Origin of the sequence: Clostridium lentum, from assembly GCF_014287815.1 — a bacterium.
Lineage (GTDB): Bacteria > Bacillota > Clostridia > Clostridiales > Clostridiaceae > Clostridium > Clostridium lentum.
On the sequence record NZ_JACOOQ010000001.1, the window covers coordinates 239381 to 261750 of the forward strand.

At 29.3% G+C, this 22370-nt stretch carries 19 protein-coding genes and 1 other annotated feature; of the genes, 16 read left to right on the forward strand and 3 right to left on the reverse strand.

What is annotated here, in order from left to right; translation table 11 throughout:
* Nucleotides 1–4 precede the first annotated feature (4 nt).
* Nucleotides 5–670 carry a hypothetical protein gene (locus tag H8R92_RS01120; protein ID WP_186834458.1) on the forward strand — a complete coding sequence of 222 codons (666 nt, stop codon included), beginning with the start codon at nucleotides 5–7 and terminating at the stop codon, nucleotides 668–670.
* Between the two features lie 93 nt (nucleotides 671–763).
* Here H8R92_RS01120 and H8R92_RS01125 read toward each other — a convergent pair whose 3' ends face one another.
* Complete coding sequence (locus H8R92_RS01125; RefSeq protein ID WP_022212884.1) at nucleotides 764–1096, reverse strand: HesB-like protein; 333 nt, start codon at nucleotides 1094–1096, stop codon at nucleotides 764–766.
* Nucleotides 1097–1300: 204 nt separating this feature from the next.
* Between H8R92_RS01125 and H8R92_RS01130 the strand changes: the two genes are divergently transcribed.
* Entirely contained in the window at nucleotides 1301–2050 is a 750-nt protein-coding gene (locus tag H8R92_RS01130; protein ID WP_186834515.1) for a polyamine aminopropyltransferase, read from the forward strand.
* A 96-nt stretch (nucleotides 2051–2146) separates the two neighbouring features.
* Here the strand turns inward: H8R92_RS01130 and leuS are convergent, their stop codons facing one another.
* Nucleotides 2147–4597 (reverse strand): leucine--tRNA ligase, encoded by a 2451-nt coding sequence (gene leuS, locus H8R92_RS01135; RefSeq protein WP_186834459.1) that lies wholly within the window; start codon nucleotides 4595–4597, stop codon nucleotides 2147–2149.
* A gap of 141 nt (nucleotides 4598–4738) precedes the next feature.
* Nucleotides 4739–4950, reverse strand: a binding site (T-box leader).
* Between the two features lie 343 nt (nucleotides 4951–5293).
* Here leuS and H8R92_RS01140 point away from each other — a divergent pair.
* The 11 genes from H8R92_RS01140 to H8R92_RS01190 all read left to right on the forward strand — a co-directional run bounded on the left by H8R92_RS01140 (nucleotide 5294) and on the right by H8R92_RS01190 (nucleotide 18266).
* Complete coding sequence (locus tag H8R92_RS01140; protein ID WP_022212887.1) at nucleotides 5294–6502, forward strand: NupC/NupG family nucleoside CNT transporter; 1209 nt, start codon at nucleotides 5294–5296, stop codon at nucleotides 6500–6502.
* 172 nt (nucleotides 6503–6674) lie between these two features.
* Nucleotides 6675–7379, forward strand: coding sequence for a response regulator transcription factor (locus H8R92_RS01145; protein ID WP_022212888.1), 705 nt, complete (start codon nucleotides 6675–6677; stop codon nucleotides 7377–7379).
* Between the two features lie 49 nt (nucleotides 7380–7428).
* Entirely contained in the window at nucleotides 7429–9627 is a 2199-nt protein-coding gene (locus H8R92_RS01150; protein WP_243175328.1) for a HAMP domain-containing sensor histidine kinase, read from the forward strand.
* Nucleotides 9628–9961: 334 nt separating this feature from the next.
* Nucleotides 9962–10504, forward strand: coding sequence for an NADH peroxidase (locus tag H8R92_RS01155; protein ID WP_022212890.1), 543 nt, complete (start codon nucleotides 9962–9964; stop codon nucleotides 10502–10504).
* 188 nt (nucleotides 10505–10692) lie between these two features.
* The gene (cls, locus tag H8R92_RS01160; RefSeq protein ID WP_022212891.1) at nucleotides 10693–12123 is read left to right on the forward strand and encodes a cardiolipin synthase; all 1431 of its coding nucleotides are present in this window, start codon (nucleotides 10693–10695) and stop codon (nucleotides 12121–12123) included.
* A gap of 201 nt (nucleotides 12124–12324) precedes the next feature.
* Nucleotides 12325–13374, forward strand: a complete 1050-nt coding sequence (gene aroB, locus H8R92_RS01165) for a 3-dehydroquinate synthase (protein WP_186834461.1) — start codon at nucleotides 12325–12327, stop codon at nucleotides 13372–13374.
* Nucleotides 13375–13399: 25 nt separating this feature from the next.
* Nucleotides 13400–14698, forward strand: a complete 1299-nt coding sequence (gene aroA, locus H8R92_RS01170; protein WP_330606846.1) for a 3-phosphoshikimate 1-carboxyvinyltransferase — start codon at nucleotides 13400–13402, stop codon at nucleotides 14696–14698.
* Nucleotides 14676–15752, forward strand: a complete 1077-nt coding sequence (gene aroC / locus H8R92_RS01175) for a chorismate synthase (protein WP_186834462.1) — start codon at nucleotides 14676–14678, stop codon at nucleotides 15750–15752. Before aroA ends, aroC begins: the two co-directional genes overlap by 23 nt.
* 63 nt (nucleotides 15753–15815) lie before the next feature.
* On the forward strand, nucleotides 15816–16901 hold the full coding sequence (locus H8R92_RS01180) for a chorismate mutase (RefSeq protein WP_186834463.1): 1086 nt from the start codon (nucleotides 15816–15818) through the stop codon (nucleotides 16899–16901).
* A 33-nt stretch (nucleotides 16902–16934) separates the two neighbouring features.
* Nucleotides 16935–17747 (forward strand): shikimate dehydrogenase family protein, encoded by an 813-nt coding sequence (locus H8R92_RS01185; RefSeq protein WP_186834464.1) that lies wholly within the window; start codon nucleotides 16935–16937, stop codon nucleotides 17745–17747.
* Nucleotides 17748–17759: 12 nt separating this feature from the next.
* Nucleotides 17760–18266, forward strand: coding sequence for a shikimate kinase (locus H8R92_RS01190; RefSeq protein WP_022212897.1), 507 nt, complete (start codon nucleotides 17760–17762; stop codon nucleotides 18264–18266).
* A 40-nt stretch (nucleotides 18267–18306) separates the two neighbouring features.
* Here H8R92_RS01190 and H8R92_RS01195 read toward each other — a convergent pair whose 3' ends face one another.
* Nucleotides 18307–19320, reverse strand: coding sequence for an AraC family transcriptional regulator (locus tag H8R92_RS01195; protein ID WP_186834465.1), 1014 nt, complete (start codon nucleotides 19318–19320; stop codon nucleotides 18307–18309).
* 285 nt (nucleotides 19321–19605) lie between these two features.
* Between H8R92_RS01195 and H8R92_RS01200 the strand changes: the two genes are divergently transcribed.
* From H8R92_RS01200 to H8R92_RS01210, 3 genes are all read left to right on the forward strand, one after another.
* A complete protein-coding gene (locus tag H8R92_RS01200; protein WP_186834466.1) occupies nucleotides 19606–20799 on the forward strand; it encodes an MFS transporter in 1194 nt (397 codons plus the stop codon).
* A 97-nt stretch (nucleotides 20800–20896) separates the two neighbouring features.
* Nucleotides 20897–21346 (forward strand): type II 3-dehydroquinate dehydratase, encoded by a 450-nt coding sequence (gene aroQ, locus H8R92_RS01205; protein WP_022168655.1) that lies wholly within the window; start codon nucleotides 20897–20899, stop codon nucleotides 21344–21346.
* 41 nt (nucleotides 21347–21387) lie between these two features.
* Complete coding sequence (locus tag H8R92_RS01210) at nucleotides 21388–22257, forward strand: shikimate dehydrogenase (protein ID WP_186834467.1); 870 nt, start codon at nucleotides 21388–21390, stop codon at nucleotides 22255–22257.
* Nucleotides 22258–22370 lie beyond the last annotated feature (113 nt).

Genomic DNA, 22370 nt, shown 5'->3' on the forward strand with positions numbered 1-22370 from the left:
TACTATGAAAGATAAGATAACTAAAAAGGATAAATGTTTTATAGCAATATTGACTATTTTATTTATAAGCTTTTTCCTAAATTGCTATCAAGTTATAGTAAACAAAAGATATAAAAGAACCATTGAATTGACTTGTTATGGAAATATTGAGGAGATAAGGATAAAAAATGAAAGTGTGCTTAGTATTTTAGATAAATGTATTAAGGCTAGGAATATTAGTAATGAGGAACTATTAAAACTGTATAAAAATTATTCAGCTATTGCTAATGCTGAAATAGATCTATTGGAATACTACTTAGAATATAGAGATAACCCTAATATAAAAACCAGCAATAAAAATGTATCCATTGAAAATAAAAATATTAATGGTGTATATTGGCAAATAGAAGAGGTTATTTATAGTTATATTAAAAGCAATTTAAGTGAAAAAACTGAAAGTATGAAAATTAATGATGATAAGTTAGAGGAAGTTAGTGTGCTAAAAGAAATGGCAGAAAAATTAAATGAATATTACATAAGTTTTTATAATGAAAATTGCTCAAATTTAGATGAAGATTCTAGAGCTGATAAGATAATAAAACATGCATATTGGATTAATATATTAAAGGAAATACAAAATATTAATGAAGAATATATTGATTATGAGTTTTCTAATGAAAACATTAGTTAATATTGAATTATGAATTTTGGAATAAATTCATTAATGGAGTTAGAATAATATTTAAAAAATCAATTAAAAAAGAGTGCTACTAAGCACTCTTTTTTAATGACCGCAGCCACCTCCGCAAGAACCGCATCCACCTGCAACTTCGATAACTGGTTTAAGAGATAATCCTCTTCCATCATTTTCTTCAGAAGAAAGTAATTTAAATCCACCAAATTCATCAACTAATTTGCTTTCAGCTATGAAAGTTATATCATTCATTGTTTCAACAACATCATTTTCATTTGCTTCGTCAACAGTTATATTAAAAGCTGGACCACTGCATCCAAAACCTGCTAAGTTTATTCTAATACTATATTTTTCCACTTCATTTTCATCTAAGAAAGCTTTAAATTCTTTATATGCTTCTTCGCTTACTAAAAACTTATTCATATTATCACCTCAAAAATATTTTTCCAAATTATATTCATAGTATACCATATTACTCGGAAATAGCAAGGAATTTTTAAAAGGAGTATATGAGAGTAAAGGACATTTTTACAAAATTATAAATTATATTGAAAATTAAACAAATTAACAATATAATAAACCTATGTATATTGGCTAAAAATGTTGCTAAGAAAGGAATTGTTTGATTTGAAGCCCTTTAATGATAGTTATGTTTTAGAAAAAATAGATGAATATAGCAAAAAAATTTCACCAGCTAAGGTTGGTAGCTATGAAATAAAAGCAATTGATGGATTAAAAGGAATAATACAAGGCTATTTATATGCTAAAGAAGGAGAAGTTAATAAGCCTATATTAGAACTTCATGGACCAGAGCATATATGGATGAGACTTACTCCTTTAGAAGTAGAAGGTGCGTATTTTTCAATAAAGAGAGCTCATGGAAAAGTAGGTGTAGTTGGCTTAGGGTTAGGCTATACTGTTTGGGAAATGGCTAAGAAAGAAAATGTTAGTGAAGTAACTGTTTATGAAATAAGCCAGGAAGTAATTGATTTGTATAATAAGAATTTTGCTGACAATCCTAAAATAAAAATAATTCAAGGCGATGCCTATACTGCAGAAAAAGATAAATTTGATTTCTTTTATGCAGATATATATGAATACAAATTAACTTCACAAGTAGTAGATGATTATGAGAAGTTTAATAGGCTTCATGAAATAGAGGAATATGCTTTCTTTGGTATGGAACATTTCTTATTAAGCTGTAAATATGAAGAAATCGTATGGGTTTATATACCTGAAAGTTGGATGGAAATGAGTAAGGATGCTTACAGAGCATTAGGTGAAGCAGGATACCTTTCTTATTATACTGCATTAGATGAAGAATTAGTAAGTCAAGTACTTGCTAAATTTAAACCAGTGCTAGAAGAGCTTAGTTAATGATGGATTATGAATTAAGGAAAAAACTCAGTTTAGGCTGAGTTTTTTTTATTTCTTAATAATCAAATAAAAAAAGAGTGATTAGGCACTCTTTTTTTATTTTACTACTATATTAACAAGTCTTCCTTTGATTACTATGACTTTAACAATATTTTTACCTTCTGTAGCAGCAAGTATATTTTCATCAGTTAAAGCAGCTGCTTTAATTCCTTCTTCATCTAAATCAGTAGATACATTAATCTTAGATTTAATTTTTCCGTTTACTTGGATAGCTATTTCTACTTCATCTTTAACAAGAGCATTTGGGTCAAATATTGGCCAAGCTTCGTTAAATACTGAGTATTCACCAGTTAATAGATTCCATTGTTCTTCAGCAAAGTGAGGAGCAAATGGTGCTAAAGTCTTGATGAAGTCTTTGCATACAGTCTTTAAGAAGTCTAAGTTCTTAGTTTCTTCTTGAAGATATTTAGAAAATGCATTAACAAATTCCATCATTCTTGCTATAGCAGTATTGAATTGCATCTTATCAGCATCTTCAGTAACACCTTTAATTGCGTTGTTTAACCAGAAGTTTAATTCTTTTTCAGTTTTATCAATAGTGATTTTATTGTTTTCTCCATTAGCAATAGCTTCTCTAGCTAAATCTAAGTATCTTTCAATTCTATCTACGAATCTAGCAACAGATTTAATTCCATCATCACTCCAAGCTCCACCTTCTGTGTAAGCAAAACCAAACATTAAGTACATTCTAAATACGTCAGCACCGTATTCTTTAATGTAGTCATCTGGAGAAATAGTATTTCCTTTAGATTTTGACATCTTTAATCCATCTGGTCCTAAAATTAAACCTTGGTGAGTTAAGCTCTTAAATGGTTCGTCAAAGCTTAAGTATCCCATATCTCTTAAAGCTTTAGTGATAAATCTAGCATATAGTAAGTGCATGCAAGCATGTTCAGGTCCACCAACATATTTGTCAACTGGTAGCATTTTGTCTACTAAGTCCTTATCGAAAGCTTTTTCTGAGTTTTTGTTATCTACATATCTCATTTGGTACCATGAAGAACATACGAAAGTATCTAATGTATCGCATTCTCTTTTAGCTGGTTTACCACAGCATGGGCAAGTAGTATTGATGAATGATTCACATTTAGCCAGTGGAGATTTTCCATCAGGTGCAAATTGAACATCATATGGTAATTGTACTGGAAGATCTTTTTCTGGAACTGGTACAGTACCACAGTCTTCACAGTAAATCATAGGGATTGGGGCTCCCCAGTATCTTTGTCTAGAAACTAGCCAGTCTCTTAATCTATAATTAACTTTTGATTCACCTAATTTATTTTCTGCTAATTTAGCAACGATTTTTTCTTTAGCTTCTTCAGTAGTTAAACCATCAAATTGTCCAGAGTTAACAAGTACTCCGTATTCACAGTATGGAAGTTCAACTTCTTCACCTTTTTTGTTAGTGATAACTCTTTCTATTGGTAAGTTAAATTTAGTTGCAAAAGCAAAGTCTCTTTCATCGTGAGCTGGAACAGCCATAACAGCACCAGTACCATAAGTAGCAAGTACGTAATCACCAACCCATACAGGTACTTCTTTACCGTTTATAGGGTTTATTGCATATGAACCAGTGAATACACCAGTTTTTTCTCTTGAAAGAGATTGTCTTTCTATATCAGATTGCTTTTTAGCAGCTTCTTTGTATTCTTCAACGGCAGTTTTGTTTTCTGCAGTAGTTAGTTCATCTACTAATGGATTTTCAGGTGCTAAAACAACATAAGTTACACCATTTAATGTATCAACTCTTGTTGTAAATACATCAAAGCTAGTTGCTGAATTTTTAACTTTGAAAGTAACTTGTGCACCAGTAGATTTTCCTATCCAGTGTTTTTGCATAGCAACAGTTTTTTCTGGCCAATCTAAAGTATCTAATTTTTCTAATAACTCATCAGCATATTCAGTTATTTTAAAGAACCATTGAGTTAAGTCTTTTTTAGTTACTTCAGTAGAACATCTTTCACAACATCCTTCATGAACTTGTTCATTAGCTAAAACTGTATTACATGATGGACACCAATTTACAGGGGCTTTCTTTCTGTAGGCTAATCCATTTTCGTAAAGCTTTAAGAATATCCATTGAGTCCATTTGTAGTATTCAGGAGTACATGTGATAACTTCATTTTCCCAGTTAAACATAGCTCCCATAGCTTTTAATTGATCTTCCATAGTCTTGATATTTTTTTCGGTAGAATCCCATGGATGAATTCCTGTTTTAATAGCAAAGTTTTCAGCTGGTAGACCAAAGGCATCAAATCCCATTGGTTGGAATACATTGTATCCTTGCATCTTCTTTAATCTTGCCCATGAATCAACTGGACCATAATTGAACCAGTGACCAGCATGTAATTGACTTCCAGATGGGTAAGAGAACATTTCTAAAACATATAATTTTTCTCCTTCTTTATTAGGATTAAATTTATAAAGTTCAGTTTCTTCCCATTTCTTTTGCCATTTTTTATCAATAGCAGTTCCATAGTTACTCATTTTAAAATCCTCCCTAGGTTAATTGATAATTGAAAATTGATTATGGATAATTGAGGTAAAAATTCCTCAGGAGTTTCATACATAATTCTAACTTTTCAATTATCTGCTTTTAATTAAATAAAAAAGCTTCCATCTCTATATTTAAGAGACGAAAGCTATTATTTCGCGGTACCACTCTTATTAGAAAATCAAAAAAAGATTTTCTCACTCGAAATCGTTAACGGGAATCCCGTACTTGCTTTTGACAAGTAAGTTCCAAGACAAGTTCCTATAATGTAAACACTGTTTTACACCTTCCAACAGTTCTCTTAAGATTACAAGGTTATAGTACTACTTCTTTTCAACACTTTATACTATATTATTTGTTTTTTATTATATAGTAATTAAGAAAGTTAGTCAATAATAGTGATAAAGCCTTTTTATAGGAATTTCAATATATGATATAATATGTTTATTACATACCAATATAGTATATAATTTAAGAAAAATTTAAAAAAAGAATATACTATATTATATATTTTTTAATATATGGTAAATATTGTTTTGTAGAAGGAGTTAAATAAGGGTATAATCGTAAATAGTTTATGAACATTAATATTTTGTAAAAATAATGCTCGTGTATAAGTGAAAAATTCTTGTAAATACTAAATTAGAGAGATAAGAATAAACTAACTGATGAAAGAAAAGGAGATTTTTATGGCAATTTTAAATAGCATTATAGGTATTTTATTTATATTTGCAGTGGCATACTTATTATCAAATAATAAGAAGCGTATAAAATGGAGAACCATAATAATTGGATTTTTAATTCAATTTGGATTTGCATTAGCCGTTTTAAAGTGGAGTGTAGGTAAGTATGTTTTAAGCAAGGTTGCTCTTGGAGTACAATCAGTTATCGATTATGCTCAAGAAGGTATTAGTTTTGTATTTGGTTCACTAGCTAATGATGGAAGTATATTTTTTGTTAATGTATTATGTGTAATAATATTTATATCCGCAGTTGTTTCTATACTTTACTACTTAGGAATAATGCAGTTTGTTATTAGAGTTATAGGGGGAGCTTTATCTAGGCTTTTAGGAACTTCTCAATTAGAAACAATATCTTCATCAGCAAATATTTTCTTAGGTCAAACAGAGGCGCCACTTTTAATTAAACCTTATGTTTCAAAGCTTACAGAGTCTGAATTGTTTGCAGTAATGGTTGGTGGATTAGCATCAGTTTCAGGTTCAATATTAGTAGGATATTCAATGCTTGGAATTCCAATAGAATACTTAATTTCAGCAGCATTTATGGCAGCACCAGCTGGTCTTATAATAGCAAAAATTCTTTGTCCAGAAACAGAGCATGATAAGGTTCAAAATGAAGTTGAAATGATTAAAGATAATTCAGCAAATGTTGTTGATGCAGCATCAAAGGGTGCAATTGATGGGTTAGGTCTAGTTCTTAACATAGCAGCTATCATTTTAGCATTCGTTGCAGTTATAGCATTAATTAACGGTTTAATTGGTTGGATTGGAGGCTGGTTCGGTGTATCTGACTTAAGCTTACAAGGAATATTAGGGTGGATATTCTCACCAGTAGCAGCGATAATAGGTGTTCCGTGGGGAGAAGCTGTAACAGCAGGATCATTAATAGGTCAAAAATTAATATTAAATGAATTTGTTGCATTTAGTAATATGGCACCTTTATTACCAGAATTATCAGCAAAGACTACAGCAATAGTAACATTTGCCTTATGTGGATTTGCTAATATTTCTTCTATTGCTATTTTAATAGGTGGTATAGGTGGAATGGCTCCAAATAGAAAAGCTGACATAGCAAGATTAGGATGGAAAGCTGTTTTAGGTGGAACACTAGCAAACCTTCTAAGTGCCACAATTGCAGGACTTCTTTTAACTATATAGTATAAAAAATCACATGGCAAAAGATCAATGTTATTAAGTTAATAAAATTACGTTAGTAATTGCTAAAGAGTATGATATAAAAAAGTATCATGCTCTTTTTTTCTAAAAGTTTTGATTTTTGTATTTTTAATTTTATAGGCTATAATATTATGGAGAGGAGTTGAAAAGTTATATGAATACTGTTTTAGTAGTAGATGATGATAAGGAAATAGTTGATGCAATTGAAATATATTTAAAAAATGAGGGAATTGGTGTTATTAAAGCATATGATGGTATACAAGCTATTCAGGCATTGATGGAAAATGAAATACATTTAATATTGATGGATATTATGATGCCTAAGATGGATGGATTACGAACTACTATGAGGATTAGGGAGGAAAAAAATATTCCAATAATATTAATATCAGCAAAATCAGAAGATACTGATAAGGTATTAGGTTTAAATATGGGAGCTGATGATTATATTACTAAACCTTTTAATCCTTTAGAATTAATTGCTAGAGTAAAATCACAATTAAGAAGATATATGACTTTAGGAAATTACGTTAATGTTTCTAAAGAAGATGAAAAGGTAATAAAGTCCAGTGGATTAGAAATCAATTTGGAAAGTAAAGAAGTATTCGTTGAAGGTGAGTCTATAAGGGTTACAGCAACAGAGTTTGGTATATTAGAGCTATTATTAAAAAATAAGGGAAGAGTATTTTCTATTGATGAAATATATGAAAATGTATGGAAAGAACCAAGCTATAATGCTGAAAATACAGTTGCAGTACATATACGAAGGATTAGAGAAAAGATAGAAATCAATCCTAAAGAACCCAAATATTTAAAGGTGGTGTGGGGAATTGGTTACAAAATTGAAAAGTATGAATAAGAAATTTTTTAACTATTTCTTATATATTCTTATATTCATCTTTTTATCAATGTCGATTTTGTCAGGAGTTGAAGTGATTAACAACTATGATTTAACACTGCCAGAGAGGATTTATGTTGATTCATATCTAGCACAGGAAATAGATGATTATATAGGAATGGCGCTAGATTATGCTATTTATTATAAAAATGATGAATATGTTAATGATATAAACAATATAAACCAATATGAAATTGATAGTTATAAACAAAAAATAGAAAAAAAGATTGAAAGCCAATATCAAAATATCAAAAGTATAAGAGAAAGTTCGCAAGGTTTTCATGATTATAGTTATGATGAGCAACAGGCTATATTAAATGAAGAAAGAAAGAAGATAGAAGAGAAATATGCATATGATGAAGCCAGTTTACTTGAAGAAATTTTAGAAAGTAAAAAGACGGCATATGAAAATCTAAAAGTTCAGCTAAGTGCTTATAATAATATTGATTTTGCAGCTTTTGATATACTGAGTAATAGCTGGATTACTAAAAAAAAAGTAGATGAAGATTTGATAAAAGATACAAAATACTATTCTATAAGAAAGATTACCACTAATGATGGTGTTACTGAAAATGTATATATATCAGGAAAAAAATCTACTAATTCTCATATAGTAAATAGAATTAAAAGAAATTCTTCAGGATATTATACCAGTGGAAATTACGTATCATCATATATACAAAATCAATCATCCAAATATTATTATTTAAATAATTATAGTATAGAACTATATGTATGGATACCAAAAGTTTTGCAGAAGGGAGATTCTATATATAGTGCTTATAAATCTATTGAAGAGATAGGACATGTTATAGGTATTAAGATAATAGTATGTTTGGTATCAGTAGCTATATTAGCATTACTATTATATTTAAAAAAGAAAGAAAATAGCAGGATGCATGAAGTTGATATATTAATAGATAAATTAAAGAAATATCCATTTGAATATAAGTTGGGAGGCTTATTGTTAGCATACATAGCATATAAGCTAATATTTAATAGTTATTATAATAAAATACTTGGTGAAGGAAGATATTTAATTAGCTTTACTTATAGGAATATACTTACATTATCTATTATTTTAATTTTATTATATGTAACAGTAGAGACGTTAATAGTAAGCTATTCTGAGGGAGCAATTTTTGAAAATACTATTAGTAAAACCATATATTATACAACAAAAGATATAATTAAAAGAGGATCGTTCATAAAGAATATCTTTATAATTGGAATTATGTATATATCTACAGTAGTTATATTATTGTTGGTAGGTATATTTAATAATGGAAGGTTATTATGGCCATGTTTTATAGTAGGCTTTTTAATAAGTTTTGCTCTGCTTATCAAATTAATAAAAAGCATGGTATATTTAGATAAAATAATGCTTGGGGCAAAGGATGCAGCCAGCGGAGAATTAACCTATAAGATTGAGGAAAGAGGAAAAGGATACTTATCTAACTTGGCACATGATATCAATAATATTAAAGAGGGCTTAAGAAAGTCTTTAAAGAATGAAATGAAGAGTGAAAAGATGAAAAGTGAGCTTATAACTAATGTCTCTCATGATTTAAAGACTCCGTTGACCTCAATTATAAATTACATTGATTTATTAAAGCGAGAACCTATAGAACCAGAAAGTGCAAGAGATTATATTGCTGTTCTAGACAGTAAATCTCAAAGGCTAAAAGCGCTAATAGAAGATTTGTTTGAAGCTTCTAAAGCTGCAAGTGGTGAAATGGAGCTTCATTTGGCTAAAATAGATATAGTGCAGCTTCTAAGACAGACTTTAGGTGAGTTCGATGAAAAACTCATTGAGAGTTTATTAGAGATTAGAACTAATTTCCCAGAAGAAAAAGTTTATGTTAATGGAGATGGAAGAAGATTATTTAGAGTCTTTGAAAATTTAATTTCCAACATAACCAAATATTCTTTAAGAGGGACAAGGGTATATATTGATATTATTAAGGATGAAAAAAATGCCATTATTGTAATGAAGAATATCTCATCTTATGAACTAAACTTTGATGCTGGGGAAATAACAAATAGATTTAAACGTGGAGATGAAGCAAGGACTACAGAAGGATCTGGTCTTGGGCTTGCTATTGCTAAAAGTATAGTAGAGCTTCATGGCGGAGAACTGAATATAGAAATTGATGGAGACTTGTTTAAATCAATTATAAAAATGGAATTATATCAAGAGAATAATTAATAGAAAGAATCAAATAGCATTGTTATTTGGTGCTTTTAATTTATTTAAAGGAGTTAATAGAAGAAAGAAGTAACTAATGATTAAAAATATAACTATTCTTATCTAATTGATAATTAATATCATATAGAGAGGCTATAAAGCTTTTAGTAGTGCTAGTTGAAAGGTATTCTCAATTAGAAAAAAATTTAAAAAATTTTAAAAAAAGGGCTTGTAATTAATAATAATTATTATATAATAATAAGTGTAAGGTTACTTACAAGAAACAGAAGAGTAATTATTCAAAGTAGATATATAAATTTAAAAATATATAAAAGATTTTAGGAGGAATAAAATTATGAAGAAATTTGTATGTATAGTATGTGGATATATTCATGAAGGAGAAGCTGCACCAGCAGAATGTCCAGTTTGTCACGTAGGAGCTGATAAGTTCAAAGAACAAACAGGAGAAATGACTTGGGCTGCAGAACACGAAGTAGGAGCTGCACAAGGAGCTTCAGAAGACATAATGGCTGATTTAAGAGCAAACTTTGAAGGAGAATGCTGTGAAGTTGGTATGTACTTAGCTATGGCAAGAGTTGCTCATAGAGAAGGATATCCAGAAATAGGATTATACTGGGAAAAAGCTGCTTACGAAGAAGCAGAACATGCTGCTAAGTTTGCTGAATTATTAGGAGAAGTTGTTACTAATTCAACTAAGAAAAACTTAGAAATGAGAATTGAAGCTGAAAATGGAGCAACTGAAGGTAAGTTCGATTTAGCTAAGAGAGCTAAAGCTGCTAACTTAGATGCAATTCATGATACAGTTCACGAAATGGCTAGAGACGAAGCTAGACACGGAAAAGCATTCCAAGGATTATTAAACAGATACTTTAAATAAAAAAATAAATGAATATAGAGTTATATCAAATTAATTTGATATAAGATGATGAAAAAGGAATTCTAATTTGAATTCCTTTTTTAATATTAATAAATTTGAGGTTTTATATTCCTTATTAGTATAATATAAATTAATTAAAGTATATAATAAAAATATTATATAAAACCAAATGCTAAGGGGGAATAAAAGTGCAATTTTATATTGCTGTAGCTATATTACTAATGTTAGTTAATATGATATCTGTATTTTCTTTGATTTTTATTGAAAGAAAAGATCCAACTACTACATGGGCTTGGTTATTAATTTTGCTGCTTATTCCTGGAGTAGGATTTATTGTTTATTTACTTTTAGGACAGAATTTAAGTAGACAGAAAATATTTAGAGAAAAGAAAATAATTGATAAGACTAGAGCTGCTGGATTAGAAGAAATGCAGGAGATTCATGGAATAAAGATGGAACTTCAAGATGAATACAGTGATTTAATCTTAATGAATTATAATCAATGTGGATCAATTTACACTACAGGTAATGAAGTGAAAACATATATAAGTGGTGAAAAGAAATTTCAGGATTTAATTAAGGATATTAGGTCAGCTAAAAGCTTTATACATATTGAATACTATATTTTTAGATTTGATGACTTAGGAAAAGCTATTATAGATGAGTTAAAATCAAAGGTGGATGAGGATGTTGAAGTAAGGCTTTTAGTAGATGGAATGGGCTCTAAAAATTTAAAGCAAAAAGAAATAAGATATATTAAGAGTTTAGGAATAAAATTTAGTATCTTTTTTCCAGGGGCATTTCCAAGAATAAATACAAGAATCAACTATAGGAATCATAGAAAAATTGTAATTATTGATGGTGAAATAGGATATGTAGGTGGATTTAATGTAGGAAATGAATATGTTAATAGAGGACATCAATTTAAATTCTGGCGAGATACTCATTTAAAAGTGAAAGGGCAAGCTGTAAATGAGTTAAATAAAAGATTTATTTTAGATTGGGATTATGCTTCTAATGAAAATTTTGATAATATAATAAAATATTTTCCTAAGCCTAAGGAGTATGGACGTGTAGGTATGCAGATAGTATCTTCTGGACCAGATCATATGGATGAATATATAAAAATTGCTTATATGAAAATAATAAATAATGCTAGAAAGTATGTATATATTCAGACACCATATTTAGTTCCTGATGAACCGATTTTGGAAGCTCTAAGAATATCGGCATTATCAGGTGTTGATGTGAGAATTATTGTTCCTGATAAGCCAGATCATTTCTTTATGGAGTGGGTATTAAGTGCTAATATAGCTAACTTAATAGATTATGGGGTGAAAATATATAGATATAATAATGGTTTTATTCATTCCAAAACAATAGTGTCAGATGATATTGTTAGTAGTATAGGAACAGCCAATATGGATAATAGAAGCTTTAGATTGAATTTTGAAGTTAATGCTTTTATATATGATGGAGTAGTGGCTAAGGAACAATCGAAAATATTTTTAAATGATCAAAAATTCTCAACATTTGTAACAAAAGAAGCATATGAAAAAAGAAGTAGGGTATTAAGAATAAAAGAATCTTTAATTAAGCTAGTATCACCTATTCTATAATTTAAAAAGTATTTATAAGAGGTGCCTATAGGTGGTGAAATATAGGAGTAATCTCAGAACATTAGATTATTTTATGTATTTTACTATTTATGATAATATAAAATTATATTTATGTGTATAGATAAATGAATAATTAAGAATGGATAGTTAAAAATTCATTTTTAATTCTTCATTTTAATTTTTATTGAGGTGGCGTTTTTATTGGAATTAAAAATTGATTTAATTAAAAGAAGTTATCCTATCATTATTGAAAAGGGATTAATTAATAATATTCAATATAAAATAAAAGAACTATATAAAGGAAAGAAAATTTTTATCTTAACAGATGATAATGTAAATAATTATTACGGAAATAAAATAGTAGATAGCTTGAAAGCAGAAGGATATGATGTAAAATTAATGGCTCTTGAAGCGGGAGAACATAGTAAGTCCTTTAGTACATTACCTAAAATATACAATGAAATGTTAGATTTTAAATTAACAAGAAGTGATATAGTTATTACTCTAGGTGGTGGAGTAATAGGTGATATTGGAGGATTTGCAGCCTCAACTTACTTGAGAGGAATTAAATTTATTCAAGTGCCTACTTCTCTTTTAGCACAAGTAGATAGTAGTGTTGGTGGAAAGGTAGCTGTTGATTTACCAAGAGGTAAAAACCTTGTAGGAAGCTTTTATCATCCAATAGCAGTTTTTATTGATCCAGAAGTATTAAATACTTTAAGTGATGAATTCTTTACTGATGGAATGGCTGAAGTAATTAAATATGGATGCATTAAAGATAAGAAGTTTTTTGATTTTTTAAATAGCTTAGATAGTAAAGAAAAGCTTATGGATAATATTGAAGAGATAATTTATACTTGTTGCAACATTAAAAAGCTTACAGTAGAAAGAGATGAAAAAGATAAGGGTGAAAGAATGTTATTAAACTTTGGTCATACACTAGGTCATGCCATAGAACAGTATTATAACTATTCAAAATATACCCATGGAGTAGCTGTAGCTATTGGTATGTATGAAATAACAAAAATAAGCGAAGAAAAGGGTTTTACGAAAAAAGGTTCAGCAGAGAAGATTAAAGAAATACTTAAAAAGAATAATCTTCCTTATGAAATGGACATCAATATGGGAGAGGTTATTCACAGTGTTGAACTAGATAAGAAGAACTTAGGCAATGACCTTAATTTAATTTTACTTAAAGAAATAGGAAATGCAGAAATAGTAAAAAGCAACAAAGGCTATTTTGAAAATTGATAATTTAAATAATGGAGGAATTTTTGTGGCTGATTTAAAAGTAGGAAACATGAAGCTTATGGGGAATGTAAAAGTGCCTCCTTCAAAAAGTATGGCTCATAGGGCAATCATTTGTGCAAGTCTTTCTCATGGAGTCTCTAAAATAGAAAATATTGATTTTTCAGATGATATTATTGCCACTATGGAAGCAATGAAAGCATTGGGAGCTAAGATTTATCAGAATAAAAATTATATAGAGATTCAGGGAATAAATCATAATGAAGATAATAAAGAGTTAAAGATTATTGATTGCAATGAATCAGGTTCAACTTTAAGATTTTTAGTACCAATTTCTTTATTGATTCCAGGAAAAAAGAAGTTTATAGGCCGAGGTAATTTAGGAAAAAGACCATTAAATACATTTTACGAAATATTTGAGCAGGATAATATAGAGTATTCTTTTGAGGAAGGTATTTTAAATCTGCAATTAGAAGGTACCTTAAAAGGCGGAGAATATTATTTAGCTGGAAATATCAGTTCTCAATTTATAACTGGATTATTATTTACCTTACCTTTAATTAATAGGGATTCAAAAATAATAATAACAACAGAAATGGAATCAAAAGGTTATATAGATTTAACATTATCTGCATTAAGGGATTTTGGTATAGAAATAATAAATAATGATTATAAAGAATTTATTATTAAAGGTAATCAGCAATATAAAGCAAGAAATTATAGGATAGAAGGTGATTATTCTCAAGCTACATTTTTCTTAGCGGCAAATTCCATAGGTAATAAAGTGGAAATAGATGATGTGTTGGCAAACTCAGCACAAGGTGATAAGGAAGCTCTTGATATTTTAGCAAGGATGGGAATGTCAATAGAATGGAATAAAAGTAAAAATAGAATTGTTCCAGTAAAAAATATAGGTTTAAAAGCCACTGTAATAGATGGTTCTCAGTGCCCAGATATTATTCCTGTATTATCGGTGGTAGCGGCTTTAGCACAAGGGACTACTAAGATTATAAAGGCTGGTAGGCTTAGAATTAAGGAATGTGATAGATTAAAGGCTGTAGCATCGGAACTTACTAAGCTAGGTGCTAAAATAGAAGAAAAAGAAGATGGGCTTATTATTGAAGGTGTAGAAAGTTTAAAAGGTGGAGTAGAGGTGTGGAGTTGGAAAGATCACAGAATAGCAATGACTTTAGCAATTGCAGCTACAAGATGTGAGGAGCCTATTATATTAAAGGATTATGAATGTATAAGTAAATCATATCCATCATTTTTTGATGATTACAGAAGATTAGGAGGTATAGCAAGTGAGTGGAATGTGGGGAAATAAAATCAAGATATCTATTTTTGGAGAATCTCATGGTAATGCCATAGGAATTAATATAGATGGACTTGAACCAGGTTTTGAAATAAATTTAGATAAAGTATCATCTGAGATGAAAAGAAGAGCTCCTGGTAGGAATAATTTATCAACGCCAAGAAAAGAAGCTGATGAACCAGAGATATTAAGTGGATTTTTTCAGGGAAAGACTACAGGAACTCCTCTTTGTGCCATCATAAGAAATAATAATACTAAGTCTAAGGATTATGGAAAGCTTAAAGATATAATGAGGCCTGGTCATGCTGATTATACAGGGAAGATTAGATATAATGGTTTTAATGATTATCGAGGTGGTGGTCATTTTTCAGGAAGAATAACAGCATCTATTGTTTTTGCAGGAGCAATATGTAAGCAGATATTAGAAGCAAAGGGAATTAAGATAGTGTCTCATATAAAATCTATTGGTACAATTGAAGATAAAAGCTTTTTAGATGAAAAAATTACGGAAGGTTTTATTAATTCATATATGTCAAAAGAGTTACCATTAATAGATGAATTGAAAGAAGAAGCTATGAGAAAAGAGATACTGCTAGCTAAGGAAGAGTTAGATTCAATTGGTGGTACTGTGGAGTGTGCAGTTCTTGGGATAGAGCCTGGAATAGGTAATCCATTTTTTGATTCAGTGGAATCTACTTTAGCACACTTAATGTTTTCTATACCAGCAGTAAAAGGCATTGAATTTGGTAGAGGGTTTGAGCTTACTCAAATGAGAGGAAGTCAGGCTAATGATTCTATGTACTTTTCAGGAGAAAAGGTTTTGACTAAGACCAATAATAATGGTGGTATATTAGGCGGAATAACTAATGGCATGCCAGTTATATTTAAGGTTGCAATAAAGCCTACATCGTCCATATTAAAGTCACAAAATACTGTAAATATCAATACAGGGGAAGAAACAGTTTTAGAGGTAAATGGTAGACATGATCCATGTATAGTTCAAAGAGCACTTCCTGTAATAGAAGCAGCAACAGCAATAGGAATTTTAGATTTAATTGAAAATTAAATCTAAGTTAATCATTTCATGGATTTTAGCGGTGGCAGTTAATTGATAGGAAGGGGTATTTCAGTGTTAGATATAGATAAGTTAAGAGATGAAATAGATGATATAGATAAACAGATTATTGAGCTTTTTGAAAAAAGAATGGATGTTGTGTTAAATGTGGCAAAATACAAGATGGAAAGAAATCTTCCAATTTTTAATGGAGCTAGAGAAAATGCTGTTATTGAGAAGAATTTAAAAAGACTTAAAAATAAAGATTATAGTAACTATGCTGAAAAATTTTTAAATGATATGATGACGACCAGTAGAGAACTTCAGCAAAGTATAATGGGGCAATTAAAGATAGGAGTACAAGGTGTAGAAGGCTCTTTCAGTGAAGAAGCAAAAATAAGCTATTTTGGTGAAGAAAAAGGTATGGTATTTTATGATGAATTTGAAGATGTATTTGATGCTTTAAAAAATGGTGAGATAGATTATGGTGTATTACCAGTGGAAAACTCATCAACAGGTGCCATTACAGTGGTATATGATTTAATGAAGGATTATGGCTTTTATATTGTAGGAGAACAATGTGTAAAAGTAAGACAAAATTTAATTGGATTAAAGGGTACAAAGATATCAGATATAAAGGAAGTATATTCTCATCCGCAAGGGTTTGCTCAAAGTAGTGAGTTTTTAAAGGAGCATAAAGAATGGATTCAAATACCATATCATAACACAGCTTTAAGTGTAAAGTATGTCTGTGAAACAGGGGAAAAATCAAAAGTAGCTATTGCCAGTGAAAGAGCAGCTAAGAGATATGGACTTGAAGTTGTTAAAGGTAATATCAATGATGAATCAGAAAATACCACTAAGTTTATTGTTATTGGCAAAAATTTAGAATATGATAAATTTTCTAATAGGGTAAGTATAGTATTCTCACTAGAGGATGAAGCTGGAACATTATATAAACTTTTAAGGCATTTTTCAGAAAATAATATAAATCTTAAAAAGATAGAATCAAGACCAATAAGCAACTTGCCATGGAAATATGTATTATATATAGACTTTGAAGGAAATCTTAATAATGCAGAAGTAAAAAATGCAATATCATTAATTCAAGAAAAAAGCAGATACTTTAAATTATTAGGAAATTATAAAAGCAAAGAATAGAAAAAATAAAAAATTAAAAAAGGGGGCATTGTAATGGAATTTTTAGGTGTGTTAGGAGAAAAGCTTCCACATACTTATTCTCCTATAATAAATAAAAGAATAATGGAGCTAATTAATGTGGAAGGAGCTTATAAAAAGTTTGAACTGCCAAGAGGAAATATGCAGAAATTCATTGATGGAGTGAAAACTTTAGATATAAGAGGATTTAATGTAACCATTCCATATAAGGAAGAAGTTATGTCTTTCTTAGATTATATTTCTGATGAAGCAAAGAATATTGGGGCAGTAAATACTGTAGTTAATAAAGATGGAAAGCTTTGGGGTTATAATACTGATTATTTTGGCTTTCATAGTACTTTAAAAATAGCAAATATAGATGTAAAAGGCAAAAGAACGGTTATTTTAGGTAGTGGTGGTGCTAGTAAAGCTATTAGGGAGGTACTTTTAGATGATGGGGCTGAAGAAGTATATATAGTAAGTAGATATCCACAATATAGTTCAGAGAATAGCAAGGATAAAAGAGTTAAGCTTATTAATTATGATGAGTTGGCAAAGCTTAATGGATATTTATTGGTAAATTCTACGCCGGTAGGTATGTATCCAAAAGTAGGTGTATCTGCTGTGGGAGATGAAATTATAGAAAAATTTCAAGCGGTAGTTGATATAGTATATAATCCTACAGAAACAGAAATATTAAGAAGAGCAAGAAGTTTAGGAAAGATTTCAATTGGTGGATTATATATGTTAGTAGGGCAGGCTGTAAAAGCAGAAGAAATCTTTCACCAAATTGAAATAGATAAAGAAATCATAAATATTATTTATAATGAATTGAAGAAAGATTTTTAGTGGGGTAAGTAAATGAATAATAAAGAAAAGAATATAGTCTTAATAGGATTAACAGGCTGTGGAAAGACCACTGTAGGAAAGATGCTTGCACAGAAGATTAATTATGATTTTATAGATATGGATGATTTTATAATTGAGTCCACAGGTAAGACAGTACCTGAACTTTTTGCTGTAAGTGAAGAATATTTTAGAAGTTGTGAAACAAAGGCTTGCAAAGCTTTAAGTAATAAAAGAAAAACAGTAATAGCTTCCGGTGGTGGTGCTGTTAAAAAGCAAGAAAATATGAAAGCATTTCATGATAATTCTATAATAATATTTTTAGATAGACCTGTAGATAATATTGTAGGTGATGTTGAGATAAAAAATAGACCACTTTTGGTAAATGGCCCAAATATTCTTTATAGATTACATGATGAAAGATATGATTTATATAAAAATCAATGTCATTATAGAGTTGAAAATGATAAAACATTAGATGAATTGGTTAATACTATAATTACTATAATTAATAATGAATAAAATAAAAAAAATGAAATGGAAGCTAATTTGTGAGCTTCCATTAATTTTTTCTTGCTAATATGGACATTGCTTTTTGCAAAATTTCATTTTCTTCCTTGATTTTTTCAAAATCTTTCTTTAATTCATGAACTTCTTTTAAGGAATTATCAATATTTATATTAATACAACTAGTACTAGAATCATCAACAAAATTATAATTATTCTTTTTATTATGAAATTCTCTATATTCAGTAGGGGAACAGTTTACTCTGTTAGTAAAAATATTGGTGAAGTGCGTTGGATTATCATATCCAACTTTTCTTGCAATAGATACTAAAGATTCAGTGCTATTTATAAGCATAAGCTTGGCATCGCAAATTCTTAAATCAATGGCATAGTTTATTGGAGAAACACCATATTCTTTAGTAAAAGAATGGCTTATATGACCAGTGCTTATATGAAAAACCTCAGAAAGTTTCTTTAAGGTTATTTTTTCAGTATAATGCTCACTTATATATACAAGTACATCTCTTATAAATGAAGAGTGATTATTTTCAGATGATTCTTCTTCATGAGGAATTAAATGATAAAGAGTTGAAGTTAATGAAGTGGCTAAAATATCACAAACACCATGAGAAATAGAATTATTATTTAAGCAAAGATTATATATTTCCTTAAATGTATTTTTTATAAAATCCTCATGAATTCCAGCATTCATTATATGAAATGTTTTATTAGGTAAAAGCATAACATCTTCAGTATTATAAGTAATTTTGTAATTACCTATAATACATGTCCAAGCATCAGCAGGATAATCTTTATCAGAAGTTATGGAATGAAGAACGCCTTTTTCCATAATAAGAATTTGACCTTTTTCCAATGTGAATGTATTCATATCTACGGTATACTCAGCTTTTCCATCGGCAATATATACTATTTCAGTAGCATTTTTATGTAAGTGATAATTATATACCCAACCAGGATTATTAAAATTATGACAAAGTCTTAAAAGTTTTGGTTGTTTATTGTTTTCAAATATATTGTTATCTTTTGGTGTAAAGTCATAAGAAAACATAAAAAATACTCTCCTAAATTATTAATTTTCAAGACAATTATATAATTAAACTTCTATATATTACAATAAAATTATGGAAAAAAGCAAGATAATATAGCTTAAAATCATAAAAACCCATTAAAATCGTAGTTAAATCATTAACAAATAGCAAGATAATTTTTTAACAATGTAATATAATTAGTGTTCAAAATTTTGAATTAATAATATAATAAATACATAAGATGACAGAAGAATTCTAAAGTAAATTGTTAAAAAATATACATTCAATTGAGAAGGGGAATAAAAATGAAAGAGCAAAATAAATCAATGAAAAGTTTGTATCCAACAGCTTTTGTACTATATTTAAGTTTCTTTGTACATGGTTTTGGTGCAGCAATATTATCACAAAATACTAAATCATTTCAAGTTTTATGGAATACTGATGCAGCAGGAGTACTTTATGTAATATCTGCATTAGGTATAGGAAGATTAATTACGTATCCTTTTTCAGGAGCAATTTCAGATAAGTTTGGTAGAAGACTTACTGTTATTATAGGGTGTTTAGTGTATATAGGATTCTTTGGGGGAATATTATTGGCACCAAATACAACAGTAGCTTTCTTTGTAGCAATATTAGCTGGTGTAGCTAATGGATTCTTAGATTCAGGAGTACTTCCTGCAGTTATGGAAATATTGGTGCAATCATCAGGGCTTGCAAGTATTTTATCAAAGTTATGTATAGCAATAGCACAATATATTTTGCCAGTAATGGTTACTTTCTGGGCATCTAATGGATTATGGTTTGGATGGACATTTGTAATTTGTATAGTATTATTAGCAATTATATCATTATTATTAACTAAGCTTCCTTTTGCAACTGTAGGAGAAGCTAAAGTAGAAACAGCAGCAGATGTTGTACAAGTTAAATCTAATTTTTGGATTGAAGGAGTAGCTTTAATTATAATGGGATATACAGCTACAGCAACTTTCCAAGTATTTTTAAATATAAATAAAGATTATGGAATGACATTCCTAAATATGACAGAAGCAGCAGCAGGTAAGATTGGATCAAACTATGCATTAGGTTCAATATTTGCAGTATTACTAAATGTTGTTTTAGTTAAATGGATTAAACCAGTTAGAATGATAGTAGTATATCCAGCATTATCATTAGCAACATTATTATGGATGTATTTTGTACCAAGTCCAATAGTAGCGCAAATAGGAGGTTTCCTAATTGGTGCAACATGTGCTGGTGGAGTGTTACAATTTTTAGTTTCTGTAATGTCTGACCTTTTCCCAGCTTCAAAAGCTAAAGCTGTAAGTATGATTATGATAGCAGGTGCATTATGTGCATTCAGTATAACTGCTATAGCAGGAACAGTAACTAGCAAATTTGGTGTTCAATACACATTATTAGTATCAGCAGTATTAGCTGTAGTTAGTATAATAGCATCAATAGTAGTTAATATAAGATATAATATGTTAATGAATAAATAAAAAAGATTGAAATTTCACTTCCTTATGATAATCTTAAGGAAGTTGAATTTTTAGATAAAACACAAAGTATATATAGACAAAGAGAGGATGAATTATAGTGAAAAAAGTAATGTTATTACATGGTGTTAATCATAATATGTTTGGTAAAAGAGATCCAAAGCAATATGGAACAATAACTTTAGATGGAATTAATAAAAAAGTTGATGATTTAGCAAAGGAATTAGATATAGAAGTTACAAACTTCCAAACTAATAATGAAGGTGAATTTGTTGATAAAATTCATGAAGCATATTTAGAAGGATATGATGGAGTTATGTTAAATGCTGGTGCATGGACTCATTATAGCCATGCTATAGGAGATGCACTTAGAATGTTAGAGTGCCCAGTTATTGAATTACACATGTCAAATGTACATGCTAGAGAAGAATTCAGACATCACTCAGTTATATCACCAATAGCTTCAGGAATAATAGTTGGTCTTGGTTCATCAGTTTACACTTTAGGACTAAGAGCTTTTGATGATATATTTAGAGGAAATAATGACTAATTAAATTTATTTAATACTTTTATATTAAGGAGATTAAAGTAATGGAAAAGAGAATTACAGGACATACTGAGTTAATAGGACTTATGGCTTATCCAATACGTCATTCAAGTTCACCAGTAATGCATAATGCAGCATTTGCTAAATTAGGATTAGATTATGCATACTTAGCATTTGAAGTAGATAATGATTCTTTAGAAGGGGCTGTTCAAGGAATAAGATCTTTAAAATTAGTTGGATCTAATGTTTCTATGCCAAATAAGACAGTTGTACACAAATATTTAGATAAATTATCTCCAGCAGCTGAAATGTGTGGTGCTGTTAATACAATAGTAAATGAAGATGGTGTATTAACTGGTCATATAACAGATGGTACAGGATATATGATGTCTTTAAAAGATAATGGTGTAGATGTTATTGGTAAGAAAATGACAATAGTAGGAGCAGGGGGAGCTGCTACTGCAATAGAAATACAAGCAGCTTTAGATGGAGTTGCAGAAATTTCTATATTTAATAGAAAAGATGAATTTTGGGCAAACGCAGAAGAAACTGTAAGAAAAATCAATGAAAAAACTAATTGTAAAGCACAATTATTTGATTTAGCAGATTTAGATAAGTTAAAAGAAGAAATAGCAAGCAGCTATCTTTTCACTAATGCTACAGGGATGGGAATGAAGCCGTTAGAAGGACAAACTTATATTCCAGATAAATCATTCTTAAGACCAGATCTTATTGTTTCAGATGTTGTTTACTATCCAAGAGAAACTGAATTGTTAAGAATGGCTAAAGAAGTTGGATGTAAAACTATGAATGGTATTGGTATGATGTTATTCCAAGGAGCTGCAGCATTTAAGATGTGGACAGGAGAAGACATGCCAATAGAATATATGAAAGAAAAACTAGATATTAAATAATAATGTTTAGAAGGGTTGTTATTAAACTGACTTTTTTAGGAAGTTTTTTTTAACAACTCTTTTGTCAATGAATGAAATAATATGGTAATATTACAAAAGAAAAGTAAAGGAGA

Bases quoted from the DNA above. Each gene is read 5' to 3' on its own strand.
- H8R92_RS01120 (WP_186834458.1), top strand. From the start codon at position 5: ATGAAAGATAAGATAACTAAAAAGGATAAATGTTTTATAGCAATATTG.
- leuS (WP_186834459.1), bottom strand. From the start codon at position 4,597: ATGAGTAACTATGGAACTGCTATTGATAAAAAATGGCAAAAGAAATGG.
- H8R92_RS01155 (WP_022212890.1), top strand. From the start codon at position 9,962: ATGAAGAAATTTGTATGTATAGTATGTGGATATATTCATGAAGGAGAA.
- H8R92_RS01200 (WP_186834466.1), top strand. From the start codon at position 19,606: ATGAAAGAGCAAAATAAATCAATGAAAAGTTTGTATCCAACAGCTTTT.
- H8R92_RS01185 (WP_186834464.1), top strand. From the start codon at position 16,935: ATGGAATTTTTAGGTGTGTTAGGAGAAAAGCTTCCACATACTTATTCT.
- H8R92_RS01145 (WP_022212888.1), top strand. From the start codon at position 6,675: ATGAATACTGTTTTAGTAGTAGATGATGATAAGGAAATAGTTGATGCA.
- H8R92_RS01210 (WP_186834467.1), top strand. From the start codon at position 21,388: ATGGAAAAGAGAATTACAGGACATACTGAGTTAATAGGACTTATGGCT.
- H8R92_RS01150 (WP_243175328.1), top strand. From the start codon at position 7,429: ATGTCGATTTTGTCAGGAGTTGAAGTGATTAACAACTATGATTTAACA.
- H8R92_RS01195 (WP_186834465.1), bottom strand. From the start codon at position 19,320: ATGTTTTCTTATGACTTTACACCAAAAGATAACAATATATTTGAAAAC.
- H8R92_RS01125 (WP_022212884.1), bottom strand. From the start codon at position 1,096: ATGAATAAGTTTTTAGTAAGCGAAGAAGCATATAAAGAATTTAAAGCT.
- H8R92_RS01190 (WP_022212897.1), top strand. From the start codon at position 17,760: ATGAATAATAAAGAAAAGAATATAGTCTTAATAGGATTAACAGGCTGT.
- H8R92_RS01140 (WP_022212887.1), top strand. From the start codon at position 5,294: ATGGCAATTTTAAATAGCATTATAGGTATTTTATTTATATTTGCAGTG.